Origin of the sequence: Pseudomonas sp. A-B-19 (assembly GCF_019947515.1) — a bacterium.
GTDB lineage: Bacteria > Pseudomonadota > Gammaproteobacteria > Pseudomonadales > Pseudomonadaceae > Aquipseudomonas.
The window spans coordinates 107,610-122,533 of sequence record NZ_JAGYGN010000014.1 but is presented as its reverse complement, the minus strand read 5'-3'; the positions used below and the strand labels follow the sequence as shown (position 1 = coordinate 122,533).

14 protein-coding genes are annotated in these 14,924 nt (G+C 60.3%); 9 read left to right on the top strand and 5 right to left on the bottom strand.

Translation table 11 applies throughout. The features are described 5' to 3' along the window. The first annotated feature begins 71 nt into the window (after positions 1-71). The 8 genes from purU to KGA81_RS17255 all read left to right on the top strand — a co-directional run bounded on the left by purU (position 72) and on the right by KGA81_RS17255 (position 8,060). Positions 72-938 (top strand): formyltetrahydrofolate deformylase, encoded by an 867-nt coding sequence (gene purU / locus KGA81_RS17295; RefSeq protein ID WP_223547385.1) that lies wholly within the window; start codon positions 72-74, stop codon positions 936-938. Further along, on the top strand, positions 935-1,840 hold the full coding sequence (gene folD, locus KGA81_RS17290) for a bifunctional methylenetetrahydrofolate dehydrogenase/methenyltetrahydrofolate cyclohydrolase FolD (protein ID WP_223547384.1): 906 nt from the start codon (positions 935-937) through the stop codon (positions 1,838-1,840). The genes purU and folD overlap by 4 nt, the downstream gene beginning before the upstream one ends. Further along, complete coding sequence (locus tag KGA81_RS17285) at positions 1,822-3,063, top strand: FAD-dependent oxidoreductase (protein WP_223547383.1); 1,242 nt, start codon at positions 1,822-1,824, stop codon at positions 3,061-3,063. Before folD ends, KGA81_RS17285 begins: the two co-directional genes overlap by 19 nt. A gap of 13 nt (positions 3,064-3,076) precedes the next feature. Then, positions 3,077-3,379 (top strand): sarcosine oxidase subunit delta, encoded by a 303-nt coding sequence (locus KGA81_RS17280; RefSeq protein WP_223547382.1) that lies wholly within the window; start codon positions 3,077-3,079, stop codon positions 3,377-3,379. Then, positions 3,376-6,273, top strand: a complete 2,898-nt coding sequence (locus KGA81_RS17275) for a 2Fe-2S iron-sulfur cluster-binding protein (RefSeq protein WP_223547381.1) — start codon at positions 3,376-3,378, stop codon at positions 6,271-6,273. The genes KGA81_RS17280 and KGA81_RS17275 overlap by 4 nt, the downstream gene beginning before the upstream one ends. A 3-nt stretch (positions 6,274-6,276) precedes the next feature. After that, positions 6,277-6,873 (top strand): sarcosine oxidase subunit gamma, encoded by a 597-nt coding sequence (locus tag KGA81_RS17270; RefSeq protein ID WP_223547380.1) that lies wholly within the window; start codon positions 6,277-6,279, stop codon positions 6,871-6,873. A gap of 582 nt (positions 6,874-7,455) precedes the next feature. Beyond that, positions 7,456-7,608 carry a DUF4406 domain-containing protein gene (locus KGA81_RS30010; RefSeq protein ID WP_263293367.1) on the top strand — a complete coding sequence of 51 codons (153 nt, stop codon included), beginning with the start codon at positions 7,456-7,458 and terminating at the stop codon, positions 7,606-7,608. A gap of 95 nt (positions 7,609-7,703) precedes the next feature. After that, positions 7,704-8,060 (top strand): hypothetical protein, encoded by a 357-nt coding sequence (locus KGA81_RS17255; protein WP_223547378.1) that lies wholly within the window; start codon positions 7,704-7,706, stop codon positions 8,058-8,060. A 206-nt stretch (positions 8,061-8,266) separates the two neighbouring features. Here KGA81_RS17255 and KGA81_RS17250 read toward each other — a convergent pair whose 3' ends face one another. The 3 genes from KGA81_RS17250 to gabT form a co-directional block, all read right to left on the bottom strand. Continuing rightward, positions 8,267-8,755: an Lrp/AsnC family transcriptional regulator gene (locus KGA81_RS17250; RefSeq protein WP_090182530.1), complete on the bottom strand. Its 489-nt coding sequence runs from the start codon at positions 8,753-8,755 to the stop codon at positions 8,267-8,269. A 45-nt stretch (positions 8,756-8,800) separates the two neighbouring features. Further along, positions 8,801-9,457, bottom strand: coding sequence for a 2-haloalkanoic acid dehalogenase (locus KGA81_RS17245; RefSeq protein ID WP_223547377.1), 657 nt, complete (start codon positions 9,455-9,457; stop codon positions 8,801-8,803). Between the two features lie 95 nt (positions 9,458-9,552). Then, positions 9,553-10,845, bottom strand: coding sequence for a 4-aminobutyrate--2-oxoglutarate transaminase (gene gabT / locus KGA81_RS17240; protein ID WP_223547376.1), 1,293 nt, complete (start codon positions 10,843-10,845; stop codon positions 9,553-9,555). 272 nt (positions 10,846-11,117) lie between these two features. On the opposite strand from gabT, the gene KGA81_RS17235 reads away from it, so the two are divergent. Further along, a complete protein-coding gene (locus KGA81_RS17235; RefSeq protein ID WP_223547375.1) occupies positions 11,118-12,044 on the top strand; it encodes a 2-hydroxyacid dehydrogenase in 927 nt (308 codons plus the stop codon). Between the two features lie 114 nt (positions 12,045-12,158). On the opposite strand, the gene KGA81_RS17230 is transcribed toward KGA81_RS17235, so the two are convergent. Further along, positions 12,159-13,238 (bottom strand): tartrate dehydrogenase, encoded by a 1,080-nt coding sequence (locus KGA81_RS17230; protein ID WP_223547374.1) that lies wholly within the window; start codon positions 13,236-13,238, stop codon positions 12,159-12,161. Positions 13,239-13,265: 27 nt separating this feature from the next. Further along, complete coding sequence (locus tag KGA81_RS17225) at positions 13,266-14,723, bottom strand: NAD-dependent succinate-semialdehyde dehydrogenase (RefSeq protein ID WP_223547373.1); 1,458 nt, start codon at positions 14,721-14,723, stop codon at positions 13,266-13,268. Between the last annotated feature and the right edge of the window lie 201 nt (positions 14,724-14,924).

Below are 14,924 nucleotides of genomic sequence, written 5' to 3'. Positions count from 1 at the left end.
ATGAGCCTGCTGTCCGTTGATGATTTTTTTCGCTATGCGATGAGCTGCCGCCATCATCCCGAGGACGTGTCATGCAACACGAAAAAAACCATTTCATCATCAAGATCACCTGTCCCGCGGTGTCCGGCATCGTCGCTGCCGTCACCACCTACCTGGCGGACAACGGTTGCTACATCGGGGAGATGGCGCAATTCGACGACGACTTCAGCGGACGCTTTTTCATGCGCGCAGTGTTCCGCTTCAACGACGGCCACCAAGGCAACCTGCAACAGATCAAGGACGGTTTCGCTGACGTCGCCCAAGCGTTCGACATGTCCTGGGAGTTGCACGACACCCGCGAGCCGATGCGTGTGCTGCTGATGGTCAGCAAGTTCGACCATTGCCTGACCGACCTGCTGTACCGCTACCACAAGGGCGAGATGGACATGACCATCACCGCCATCGTCTCCAACCACCTGGACTTGCGGCCAATGGCCGAACGCGAGGGCATCCGCTTCATCTACCTGCCTGTCACCAAAGACACCAAAGCCCGGCAGGAAGCCGAGCTGATGAAGATCGTCGACGATACCGGTACCGAACTCGTGGTGTTGGCGCGCTACATGCAGATCCTCTCTGATGACCTGTGCAGGCAACTCTCGGGCCGGGCAATCAACATTCACCACTCGTTCTTGCCCGGCTTCAAAGGAGCCAAGCCTTATCACCAGGCCTACCAGCGTGGCGTGAAACTCATTGGCGCCACCGCTCATTACGTCACCAGCGACCTCGATGAGGGACCGATCATTGAGCAGGAAGTCCAGCGCGTCGATCACGTCTACCTGCCCGACGATCTCGTGGCCACCGGCCGTGACACCGAAACCGTGGCCCTGTCCAAGGCGGTCAAGTACCACCTGGAGCACCGGGTTTTCCTCAATCAGGACAGAACGGTGATCTTCCGGTGAACACGCATAAACTGATCGACGGCAAAGCCACCGCCGCCCGCGTGCTGGTAGAGGTCCGCGAGGACGTGGAGCGCCTGCGCGAGCAAGACATTCAACCGGCACTGGCGGTGATCCTGGTGGGCAGCGACCCGGCCAGCCAGGTCTACGTGCGCAACAAGATCCTGCGCGCCGAAGAGGTGGGTATCCGCTCGCTGGAACATCGGCTCGCCACGGACACCAGCACTGAACAGTTACTCATTCTGATCGCCCGACTGAATGCCGATCGCTCGATCCACGGCATTCTTCTGCAACTGCCACTGCCTGCTCATATCGATGAATTACGGGCACTGGAGGCCATCACACCAGACAAGGATGTCGATGGGTTCCACAGTCAGAACGTCGGCGGCCTCAGCCAGGGTCGCACGGTACTCGCGCCCTGCACCCCCAGTGGTTGTTTGTATTTGCTGGAACAAACCTGCGGCGATCTGCGCGGTAAGCACGCGGTGGTGATCGGCCGCTCGAACATCGTCGGCAAACCCATGGCAGCGTTGTTACTGCAGGCCGACTGCTCGGTGACCGTCCTGCATTCGCGCAGCCCGGATCCGCAGGCTCTGTGCCGGCAGGCGGACATCGTCATCGCCGCCGTGGGTCGCCCAGGACTGATCGACGCCAGTTGGCTCAAGCCTGGTGCCGTGGTGATCGACGTCGGCATCAACCGCATCGAAGACGATGGGCGCAGCCGTCTGGTGGGCGACGTCAACTTCGACAGCGCCCTGACGCACGTCGCGGCAATCACCCCGGTACCTGGCGGTGTCGGCCCCATGACCATTGCCTTCCTGATGAAAAACACTGTCACCGCAGCCCTTGCGCAACACCAGGCCCTACGCAGCCAATCGGAGGCCTTATGCCATTCAATCTATTGAAATACGGGCTGAGTCCGGACTACCCGGTGGAAGTGGATTTGCCGCCGCCACGGGAACTCAAAACGAGCTATGACGTGGTGATCATCGGTGCCGGCGGCCATGGCCTGGCCACCGCTTACTACCTGGCCAGGTACCACGGCATCACCAATATCGCGGTGCTGGAAAAGTCCTATCTGGGTGGCGGCAATACCGCGCGCAACACCGCGGTGATCCGTTCCAACTACCTGACTAGCGAGGGCGTACGCTTTTATGCCGAGTCGGTGCGGATGTTCCAGTCGCTGTCCAACGAATTCGATTTCAACATCATGTACTCCGAGCGCGGCCAACTGACCCTGGCCCACACCGATGCCACGGTGCGTTCGTTCCGTCAGCGAGCCGAGGTCAACAAACACTTTGGCGGCCGTACCGAGATGATCGACCGCCAGCAGATCCGCGAACTGGTGCCCAGCCTCAACCTCGATCCCGGCCACTTGCCGGTGATCGCCGGTCTGTGGCACATCGATGGCGCCACCGCCCGCCACGACGCCGTGGCCTGGGGTTATGCCAAACAAGCGGCCAAGCGCGGAGTGGAAATCCATCAGCTCACCGAAGTCCAGGACCTGATCATCGAGAACGGCGCCATCACCGCGGTCAAGACCAACCGCGGCACCATCAAGTGCGGTTGCGCGGTGCAGGCGATTGCCGGGCACAGTTCGTTGTTGATGGCCAAGGCCGGGATCCGTTCGCCGGTCCAGACTTTCCCGCTGCAAGCGATGGTCACCCAGCCGTTCAAACCGTTTCTCGATCCACTGGTGAGTTCCTCCGCCCTGCACTGCTATGTGCAGCAGACCAGCCGTGGCGAAGTGGTTTTCGGCGGAGGCTCCGACCCCTATCCGCTGTTCAATACGCGCTCCACGCTGGACCTCAAGGAAAGCCTGCTCGCCCATGCGATCGAGATGTTCCCGTTCCTGGCCAATGCCAGGCTGATGCGCCAATGGGCCGGCATCACCGACATGACCCCGGATTACAGTCCGATCATGGGCCTGTCGCCGGTGAAGAATTACTATCTCGACGCCGGCTGGGGTACCTGGGGCTTCAAGGCCACGCCGATCTGCGGCAAGACCATGGCCGAGTTGGTGGCCAGTGGCGGCAAGGTGCCGGAGCTGATCAAACCCTTCGGCCTCGAACGTTTCTCAACCTTCCAGCAAGTCAACGAAATGGGCGCCACGGCGGCCAGTCATTGATGGAGAGCGGACGATGAAAATCATGAATTGCCCGCTCAACGGGCCGCGCAATATCAGCGAATTCACCTATGGCGGTGAATTCAAGCCGATGCCTGACCCCGTCAGCTGCAGCGATGCCGAATGGGCCGACTATGTGTTCAATACCGACAACCTCGCCGGCGTGGTGCGCGAGTGGTGGATGCACACGCCGTCCAGCTACTGGTTTCTCGCGGAGCGGCACACTGTCACTGACGAAATCCTGCGCACCTTCGACCCCAGGGAACTGTTCACCACCCGTGTCGAATTCAGCAAAGCCACTAAGGAGATCGCAGGATGAACCGCCTACCCGCACCGATGGGCCTGCTGATTAACCGCGATCAGCCGCTGGATTTCAGTTTCGACGGCGACCGCTATCAGGGCTTGCAAGGCGACAGCATCGCCAGTGCCCTGTTGGCCAACGGACGTTTCCTGATCTCCCGTTCGTTCAAATACCATCGCCCGCGCGGCCCGCTGACCATGGCCGGGCAGGACGCCAACAGCCTGGTGCAACTGCCTCAAGAACCCAACGTATTGGCTGACGCTCACGCGTTGTCCGCCGGTTTGCAAGTCACTGCGCAGAACGTCAACGGTTCGCTGGACAACGACCGCGATGCCTATCTGGGCAAGTTTTCCAAATTCATGCCGGTGGGTTTCTACTACCGCTCGTTCTACAAACCCAAAGGCATGTGGAAAGTCTGGGAACCGATCATTCGCAAGAAGGCCGGCCTTGGCGTACTCGACCTGAAATTTCAGCCCGAGTACTACGACAAGGCTTATCTGTTTACCGATCTTGCAGTGATCGGCGCCGGGCCCGCCGGCCTGCACGCGGCCCTCACCGCAGCGAATGCCGGGGCCAAGGTGTTGCTGATCGAACAGCAGCCGATTCTCGGTGGTTCGCTGACCTACGGCCGATTCGACATCGAAGGCAAAAAAGCCCAGGCCCTGCGCCAGGAGCTGCTTGCTGCGGTGCAACAGCACGCCAATATCCGGATCCTGACCGAAGCCACCTGCAACGCCTGGTTCACCGACAACTACCTGCCGGTGATTCAGGGCAAGCGTATGTACAAGATTCGCGCCCGCCAGTGCCTGGTGTGCAGCGGTTCTTTCGACCAGCCGGTGATCTTCCGCAACAACGACCTGCCGGGCGTGATGCTGACCAGTGCTGCGCAACGGTTGATGAAACTGTATGCGGTCAAGCCCGGCAAGCGCGCCGTGGTGCTGACGGGCAACGATGACGGTTATCTCGCGGCCCTGGACCTGCATGACCAAGGCGTGGAAGTGGCCGCAGTGGTGGACCTGCGCAATGCCCCAGGCAATACCGCCCTGCCGGGTGCACTGGCGCAACGCAAGATCCTTTGTTTGAGCAGTAGCACGGTGTACGAAGCCTTGCACGCAAAGGGCATGCGCCATGTCACCGGCGTCGACGTGCGCAAGATCACCGCCCAGGGTCAGGTCGCCGAAAACGGACACCACTTCGACTGCGACTTGCTGTGCATGTCCGCCGGTTACATGCCGGTCTATCAACTGCTGTGTCAGGCCGGGGGCAAGCTCGCTTATGACGATCAGCGTGCCGAGTTCACCCTCAGCGGCCTGCCGCAGAATCTGAAGGTCGCCGGCTCGGTCAACAGTCGTCACCAACTGGACAACGTGATCGCCGATGGCGTGAACGCCGGTGCCGATGCCGCACTCGCCCTGGGTCTTGACGTCATCGCTCAACGGGCACCGTTCGGCACGGAAGCTCGGGTCAACTTCAACTGGCCGATCTTCCCTCACCCCAAGGGCAAGGATTTCGTCGACTTCGACGAGGACCTGCAAGTGGCCGACATCGTCAACGCCACCCGAATCGGCTATCGCGACGTGCAATTGGTCAAGCGCTACTCGACCGTGGGCATGGGCCCGTCCCAGGGTCGTCACTCGGCGCTGCCAACGGCGCGCCTCGTGGCTTGGGCGACCCAACGCAACATCAGCGAAACCGGTGTAACCACGGCGCGGCCGCCGTTTGTGGCCGAGAAGCTGGCGCATGTCGCCGGTCGCGCGTTCGACCCCTACCGACAAACGCCGATGCATGCCCGCCACCTGCAAGCCGGGGCGAAGATGATGCCCGCGGGCATCTGGCAACGTCCGGCTTACTACGGCAGCGCCAAGGATCGCGAGCCATGCATGCAGGCCGAAGCCCTGCACGTGCGCAACAAGGTCGGCCTCATCGATGTCTCGACCCTGGGTGGCCTGGATGTGCGCGGCCCGGACGCCGCTGAACTGCTTAACCGGATGTACACCTTTGCGTTCCTCAAGCAGCCGATCGGCCGCTCCCGCTACGCGCTGATGACCAATGAGCACGGCGTGGTGATCGACGACGGCGTGTGCGCACGGTTCGCCGAGAACCACTTCTACGTCACCGCCACCACCAGCGGCGTCGACCGGATCTATCAGCAAATGCTCAAGTGGAACGCTCAATGGCGACTGGATGTGGACGTCGCCAACGTCACCGCGGCCATCTGCGCGGTCAACGTCGCGGGCCCTGACTCGCGCAAGGTGCTGGAACAGGTCTGCACCGATCTGGATCTGAGCGCTGAAGCGTTTCCTTATCTGGGTGTGCGCCAGGGTACAGTCGCCGGGATCAAGGCTCGTTTGCTGCGAGTGGGTTTTGTCGGCGAACTGGGCTATGAAATCCACGTCCCGGCGCGTTACGGGCTTCAACTCTGGGACGCCCTGATGAGCGCCGGCAAGGCTCACGACATCCGTCCGTTCGGCGTGGAAACCCAACGCCTGCTACGCCTGGAAAAAGGCCATGTGATAATCAGTCAGGACACCGACGGCATGACCCACCCGGCGGAAATCGACATGGGCTGGGCGATCAGTCGCAACAAACCATTCTTCGTCGGCCGGCGCTCGGTGGATATCCTCGAAGCCCAGCCGCTGAAACGCAAATTGGTAGGGTTCACCCTGCCCAAGGGCAGCCCGCAGCCGCTTGAAGGGCATCTGGTGCTGGACGGCCCGGACATCAGCGGCAACGTCACCTCCTGTGAGTACTCCGCAACCTTGGGCAAGATCATCGGCCTGGCCTACGCAGGCATCGACCATAGCCGCCCCGGCCAGCGGATATCGATCCGCGTCGAAGGTGGCATCCTGCTCCAGGCCGAGGTGGTGCAGCTGCCCTTCTTCGATCCCGACAACCAACGGCAGGAGCTTTAAGCCATGACCAGCCTGAAAGAACAACACCCTGTCGGCCAGCACACCCTGACCCCGTTGCCCGGCTGCGGCCTGGCGGATTTAACCGATCTGCCTCGGGTGGGGTTTCGCGGCGCTCATAGCGCGGCGTACCTGCAAGATCGCAAATTCGTCCTGCCGGACGCCCCCAACCGCGCCGTGTCGCAGGCCGATGGAAGCCAGGTAGCGCGCCTGTCCCAGACCGAGTACCTGTTGCTGGGCAGCCCCCAGGATCAGGGCCAACGCATCGCCGACGAAGAAGCCCGGTGGGAACTGGACCACCAGGCCAACTATCTGCTGCCGCGTCAGGACAGCCACGCCTGCTTTCAACTGGCGGGCGAACACCTGACCGAGGTAATGGCCAAGCTCTGTGGCGTCGACTTGAGCCCGCAGGCCTTCGGCCCGGGTACGGTGGCGCAAACCGTTGCGGCGCGGATCAACGTGATCGTGATCAACTCCAGTACGGCGCAGCAGGCGAGCTTGCACATCCTCTGCGATCGGGCGTCGAAGGCGTATTTCCGTGAGGCGTTGCTGGATGCAATGCAGGAATTTTCGGGGTTGGCAATGGATGGGACGACAGTCTGACGCTTGGCAGGAACGGGGGTGAACATGACGCCGGAGTGAAATACCTTTCACGGTCAGCGTCAGTGTGAGGCCCTCGTCTCATCTAAGGGAAAAAAGCGGCCCACTAAGGTATTGCCCTAAAGACAGCTGTGTTCCAGCGGCTTACATTCGCTCACCGGCAAGGATGCATTTCAACCAGACACTCACGCCCAAGGCACCGAGTACAATGCGTTGTTCAGCCATCATCCTCACAACCATCATCTTCGCCACCCTTGCTGTGGCGTTGTATGGTTGGTATTGCCACCTGCGAGACGATGGAGATCGCCTTGTTTAACCTGCGTTCCTTTCGACGGTCTGCAACTTTGCCCACCGCTGGACGATCTATCTCAGCGTCCAAGGTCACGATCTAACGAGGGCACCGCTACACTGAATCAGCAGAGGTTGCTCCCCAAGACAACTATCTGGCCGCGCACCTCGAAGACGTGATCGAGGAAACCTACAAGGACCTGGTTGCCGAGAGCAATCCGAATCATCGGGTCGCTTCGGGCTGGATCGCCATCCCCCGCCGAAATCAACCCTGACGGCGACTCCTGGAACGACTGCATGCGCCGCGACATTGCCGCCCTGATGGACTGCGACACCGTGTCCACGCTCCCTGGCCGGGAGCATTCGAAAGGCGCACGACTGGAAGTGCCGATCGCCGAACGCCTCGGCACGACGGTTGTGTATGCCCATGATCCGGTATCGATGGGGTGACTGTCGGTCTCACCTTTTGTCGTAAGTCGATTGACTGACAGAAACCTTTGGAGCCCAGTAATCAGCTGGCTAAACCTGATCGGAAGAGAAGCACCATGTCGAAGATAACGGTGATATCCGGTGACTTTCTGACAGGTGATGCTGAATTTCAATCTGGACTGTTCATATTGAAATCCGCGTTAAAACCTTCTCTTAAAATAAAGATACCCATTTCAAAACTGGAAACTTTAGAAACAGCAACCGAGGAAACCGTTAACAAGAAAGGGAGCGCTATTCGATGGAGTCTGGCTGGCGCATTGCTTTTAGGTCCGGTTGGACTGGTTGCGGGCTGGTGGCTATGTGATAAAGAAAAGGAAATAACTTTTTACGCAAAATTCAAGGATGGCCGCTGCCTTCTGGCCACAACCGATATCGACACTTACTCTAAAATCTCTGCTGCGCCCCTCAAGTAACCCCATTCTCCATCCCCTTCAAAGTCAACCGCTATAGCGGCAAGGACGAGGAATGCCCAAACGCAGTGCCTGCGGCACGACAAAACAACTGTGCGAGCCTGCTCGCGAAAGTGGCGCAACAGTCAACAGAGATGTTGAATGTGATGGCCTCTTCGCGAGCAGGTTCGCACACAGAGTGTTGATTCAGGTATTGGAAGGGTGGTGTTTCAGTGCCGCAGCAATTTACGCAACGGCACGCCGTCCTTGAGCACGGGGGATTTGATGACGATGTAGCTGAAGTACTTGGAGATGCCGATGTTCTTGTCCAGCAGGCTTTCAATCACTTCCTGATAGTGCTGGATGCTGCGGGTCATGAAGCGCACGAGGTAATCGTAGCCACCGCTGATCAAATGGCATTCGAGCACTTCATCGACCTGACGAATGTTGGACTCGAACTTGGCGAAGTCTTCGCGCTTGTGGTCGCTCAGGGTGATTTCGGTGAAGACGGTCACCGAATCGGTGATTTTCGCCAGGTTCAGGTGTGCCTTGTAGCTGGAAATATACCCGGCCGACTCCAGCCTTTTGACCCGTTGCAGGCAGGGGCTGGCCGACAATCCCACGGCATCGGCAAGGCTGACGTTGGTCATGCGCCCGTCCTTTTGCAGCTCAACCAGAATGCTGATGTCGATCCGGTCCAGTTTGACTAAACCTTCCATTGCGTACCTCTTGACTGCCGTTTGTAAGACAATCTTCTAGCAAAATCAGCGCCGTAATGACAGCTGATGCTGAGCCACCAGATCCGCCATGCTGTTGATGCAGTAATCCGCAGCACACGGCGTCGGGTGTTTGACCCGACCACGACAGATCAGGCACACATCGCAGCTTGCCTGCGGACTGGCCGAAGGTCGGGTCACTTGCAGGATTTCACCGGGTTTAAGCGCATTGGCCTTTAGCCAATCCAAGTCCTGCAACGGGTCGCTGGCCAATGAAATGAAATCGTCGGCCATGATCCCCAAACGCTCGCACAGCAACCCGCGATCCTCGGCGTCCCGGTCGCCCTGTACTAGCAGGCGATAGAACTTGCGCAGGTACAACATTGCCCCTGGCGCGTCCTCGAACAGTGACCAGCCGGCCGCCGAACGGGCGAAGCTCATGCCCTCCTCCCAACTGGCTTTCAGGTCCCAGCGCTCGGCCAACTGGCGATGGGCGAAACACAGCAGTCCACTGAAGCCTAGCTCACCGAAGCGCGGATACAGTGCGCGCACCACCTCGCCGTATTCGGCCAGCACCTGTTCCTTGTCCGGTTGCCCGCCCCGGCTGTCGAGCAGCGGTTGCAACGCCGCCCAGACACCCGAGTCGCGATCGACCAGGACTTCATCGCAATCGATGAGCAGCGCTCGATAATCAGTCAGCCCCATGGTGTGCACAGCCTCCGATGATGCATTCGATCAATCCATGCTCCAAAAACGCTCACGGGCGATGCCTTGCAGCAGCGCCCCGAGCCGGCAGGAGCTCAGTTCAAGACGCGTGCCAAAGCCGCTTCCAGAATTTGCAGCGCTTCGTCGACCTGTGCTTCGCTGGCCACCAGCGGTGCAAGGAAGCGCAGGACGTTGCGGTACACGCCGCACTTGATCACCAGCAAACCACCCTTGCGGGCTTCATCGATCAGTCGCTGGTTCAAGTCGGCATCCGGGGTCCGGGCGTCGTCGTTCTTGATCAGCTCGATGGCCAGCATGAATCCGGCGCCGCGCACGTCTCCGATTTGTGGGTAACGGCTCTGTAGACGCAGCAGTCCCTGGCGCAGGCGCTCGCCCAATGCTTCGCCGCGTGCCAGCAGCTTCTCCTCTTCAAAGGCGTCGATCACTGCCAGTGCCGCCGCGCACGACAACGCGTTGCCGCCGTAGGTGCCGCCCAAACCGCCGGGCAACGGCGCGTCCATGATCGCTGCCTTACCGACTACACCGGACAGCGGAAGGCCCCCGGCCAGGCTCTTGGCGACGGTCACCAGGTCAGGCTGGATGCCGGCGTGCTGGAAGCCGAACCACTTGCCGGTACGGCCGAAACCGGTCTGGATTTCATCGACAATCAGCACGATGCCGTGCTTTTCAGTCAGCGCCCGCAGACCTTTGAGGAACTCGACCGGAGCCGAGAGGAAGCCACCGTCGCCCTGCACCGGTTCGATGATGATCGCGGCGACACGCTCTGGCGCCACTTGGGTCGCGAGCAGTTCGTCCAGCGCCTTGAGCGCCATCTCACTGGTGACACCGCGATACGCATTCGGATACGGCGTGTGGAACACCTCCGGCGCGAACGGCCCGAAGTTCTGTTTGTACGGCTGGCTCATGCCAGTCAGCGTGGTACCGAGCAAGGTGCGGCCGTGGAAACCGCCGCGAAAGGCAATCACCGCCGAACGATTGGTGTGGGCACGGGCGATCTTCACCGCATTTTCCACCGCCTCGGCGCCGGAGGTGAAGAACGCTGCTTTACAGGCTTCTTTACCGCCGATCATTTCGCACAGACGCTGGGCCAGATCCAGATAAGGTTTGTAGGCCACTACCTGGAAACAGGCGTGGGAGACTTTTTGCAGTTGCGCCTGTACCGCCGCGACCACTTTCGGGTGGTTGTGGCCGATATTCAGCACGCCGATGCCGCCGACAAAATCCAGGTAGCGCTTGCCGTCCACGTCCCACAACTCGACACCTTGGGCGCGATCGATCACCAACGGGTGAGCGGTTACCAAGCCACGCGGCACGAATTGATCGCGCTGACGGAGCAAATGAGGGGTGTCGTCGACTTTGCTATTCATGGCATTTCCCATCGTGAGTCCGGCAACCGGGAGGTGGTTGCGATGGTGTTCAGGTTAAGGCTTGCGCGAAACGAACTACGCCGAACTTGGCCCCTGAGAAATTCGGATCGACTGTTTTAACCCCGTCAAACGGCAGATTCCTTCAGCCCGCCGAATCTGCCGCAGCTCTGGAGATCCAGCGTGTCGCAAGCCGTTTAACCCGGCGCATTCGACAGATCCTGCGTCAGCATTGCGCGATGATGAGAGCACTTTCACCCTTTCAGGAATTGCCCATGGCCCTGCTTTATAAAGCTGACCCTGTGCGCGGCGAACAGTGGCAAGCGCTGTTCGCCGAACACGCCCCGGATATCGAATGGCGCGCCTGGCCGGACATTGGCGATCCGACTGAGATTGAATACTTGGCGGCTTGGCAGGCACCGGATGATCTAGAGGAGTTGCTGCCGAACCTGAAGGTGTTGTTTGCGTTGTCTGCCGGGGTTGATCAACTGGACCTCGGCCGTATACCGGCGAGTTTGCCGGTGGTGCGCCTGCTCGATCCGGGCATTTCCCGTGGCATGTGTGAGTACGCCAGTTTTGCCGTATTGAGTTTGCATCGGGACATGCTGAAATATCGGCAGCAGCAGATGGCGCGGTGTTGGCAGGCGCATTTGCTGCAACCAGCGAACAAACGTCGGGTCGGTGTGATGGGGCTGGGCACCCAGGCGCGGCTGATTCTCGCGACGTTGCAGCCGTTGGGGTTTGCGTTGAAGGGCTGGGCGCGCAGTGCTCATCGGATTGATAACGTGGATTGTTATGCCGGCAATGAGCAACTGCCGGCGTTTCTCAGCCAGTGCGACATTCTGTTGTGCGTGTTGCCGCTAACGGAGCAGACGCAGGGGATTCTTGATCGTGAGCTGTTCCGGCAACTGCCCCACGGTGCAGCATTGATCAACATGGGCCGGGGCGGGCATCTGGTGGAAGGTGATCTGCTGGCGGCACTGGACAGCGGGCAGCTCCGCGGCGCAGTGCTGGATGTGCTGCAACAAGAACCGGCGCCGGAGGATCATCCGTTTTGGGCGCATCCAAAGATACTGCTGACGCCACATATTGCGGCGATGACCCAACCGGAGAGTGCGTTTGGGGTGTTGCTGGAGAATATCCGGCGTCATGAAAAAGGCGAACCGATGGTCGGACAGATCGACCGCGACCAAGGCTATTGAACACAACACTAACCCCAATGTGCGAGCCTGCCCGCGCTGGCGAAGTGTCAGTCGACATCAATATCGACTGACAGGACGCCTTCGCGAGCAAGCCCGCTTTGGTTGTGCGGCGACTTACAGAATGTCGGCGATGGCTTTACCGACGTCTTGCGTCGAGCCCTTCCCGCCCAGATCCGGGGTGATCGGTCCGTCGGCAATAACGCGCTCAATGGCTTGCAGAATTCCATTGTGGGCGGCCCGATAGCGTTCGTCGCCATTGCCCAGGAAATCCAGCATCAGCGCCCCCGACCAGATCATCGCAATCGGGTTGGCAATGTTCTGCCCATAGATATCCGGTGCAGAGCCGTGCACCGGTTCGAACAACGACGGAAACCGCCGCTCCGGATCAAGGTTGGCTGAAGGAGCGATGCCGATGGTCCCGGCACACGCCGGCCCGAGGTCAGAAAGGATGTCGCCAAACAGATTCGACGCCACCACCACATCAAAACGATCTGGCTGCAGCACAAATCGTGCGCACAGAATGTCGATGTGCTGCTTGTCCCAGGTGATCTCCGGGTACTGCGCCGCCATCAACGCAGTGCGCTCATCCCAATACGGCATGCTGATGGAAATCCCGTTGGATTTGGTCGCTGCCGTCAGGCGCTTGCGCGGCCGGGTCCGGGCCAGTTCGAAGGCGAACTTGAGAATCCGGTCGACGCCGCGTCGGGTGAACACCGACTCTTGCAGCACGAACTCATGCTCGGTGCCCTCGAACATTTTGCCGCCGACCGAGGAGTACTCACCCTCGGTGTTCTCGCGGATCACCACGAAATCAATGTCCCCCGGTTTGCGTCCGGCCAACGGACACGGAACACCGGGAAACAGCCGAACCGGGCGGATGTTGACGTATTGGTCGAAATCCCGGCGAAACTTCAGCAGCGAACCCCACAGGGAAATGTGATCCGGCACCTTGTCCGGCCAGCCCACGGCGCCAAAGTAGATCGCATCAAACCCCTTGAGTTGTTCGAACCAGTCATCGGGCATCATCTGCCCGTGTTCCAGGTAGTAATCGCAGTTCGCCCAGTCGAGCACTTCGATGCTCAAATCCAGTTGCCATTTCTTCGCCGCTTGCTCCAGCACCCGCAGCCCTTGCGGCAGCACTTCCTTGCCAATGCCATCGCCGGCAATCGCGGCGATTCTGAATGTCTTGCTCATCAACATGCCTCCCCCAGTGTCTGTGAATTACAGCCCGCCGATGTGGAAGGCTTTGACTTCAAGGTATTCATCCAGTCCGTACTTACTGCCTTCACGGCCCAGGCCCGATTGCTTGATGCCGCCGAACGGCGCGACTTCCATGGAGATGATCCCGGTGTTGAGCCCAACCATGCCGAACTCCAGCGCCTCGCCGAAACGCCATGAACGGCGCAAGTCCTGAGTGAAATAGTAGGCACCCAAACCGTAAGGCGTGGCGTTGGCCAGGGCGAGGGCTTCGGCTTCGTCGGTGAAACGCATCAGCGGCGCCACCGGGCCGAAGGTTTCTTCGTTGGCCAGCAGCATGCCAGCGTGGGTATCGCCGAGGACCGTGGGCTGCACAAATTGGCTGTCGCCGTCGGGAATGCCTCCGCAGAGCAACGTCGCACCCTGGCTCAGGGCATCGTCGATGTGTCGGGCGACTTTGCTCACAGCGGCCGGATTGATCAGCGGGCCTATGGTGACGTCGGCATCGAGGCCGTTGCCGACCTTGAGCTTGCCAACCTCCTCCACCAACCGTTGGGCGAAACGTTCGTAGATCCCGTTTTGCACCAGAATGCGGTTGGCGCAGACGCAGGTCTGGCCGGCGTTGCGAAACTTGCTGAGCATGACCCCGGCCACAGCCTGCTCCAGGTCCGCGTCGTCGAACACAATGAACGGCGCGTTGCCGCCCAGTTCCAGGCTCAAGCGCTTGATGTGTTCGGCGCTCTGGCGCATCAGCAGGCGACCGACAGCGGTGGAGCCAGTGAAGGAAATCTTGCGCACCATCGGGTTGCTGGTCAGCTCTTCGCCGATGCCCGCCGGCATGCCGGTCAACACGTTGAACACTCCGGCCGGGATGCCGACGCGCTCGGCCAATACCGCTAAAGCGAGGGCCGACAGCGGTGTCAGATCCGAAGGTTTGACGATGATCGGGCAGCCCGCCGCCAATGCCGGCGCGCATTTGCGGGTGATCATCGCGTTGGGGAAATTCCATGGGGTGATCGCGGCGCAAACTCCCACCGGTTGTTTTAGGGTCAGCAGTCGGCGGTCACCGCTGGGGGCCGGCATGGTTTCGCCGTAGACCCGCCGGGCCTCTTCGGCGAACCATTTGACGAAACCGGCGCCGTAGCGGATTTCGCCTTTGGCCTCGTTCAGCGGCTTGCCCTGTTCGCAAGTCATGATCAGCGCCAGGTCGTCGAGATTGTCGATCATCAGCTGATACCAACGCTCCAGCAGCCCCGCACGCTCAGCGGCCGGTCGTGCACGCCAGGCCGGCCAGGCTTTGTCGGCCGCCTCGATGGCGCGACGGGTTTCTGTGCCTTGCATCGCCGCAACGCGGGCGAGCAACTGGCCGTTGGCGGGGTCGATGACGTCCAGGGTCGCGCCGTTGTCAGCGCCGATCCACTGCCCGTCCACATACGCGAGTTCTGCCAGAAGGCTGGGGTCTTTCAAACGATTCTTGAGCATGGTCGAGTCCTGATCCGAGACAGGCTTCAGTCTAGGGAGACGCTGCGGGGGAGGATGCTGAAAGCGATTTGAGGACAGTGTCGGATGCTGAAATTAGCGGTGGAACGGCAGATTTGTGGTCCGTCAGAAAAACACAAAACCCTGTAGGAGCGAGCTTGCTCGCGATGGACGTGAACGATGACGCGTGCTGTCTGGATGCCC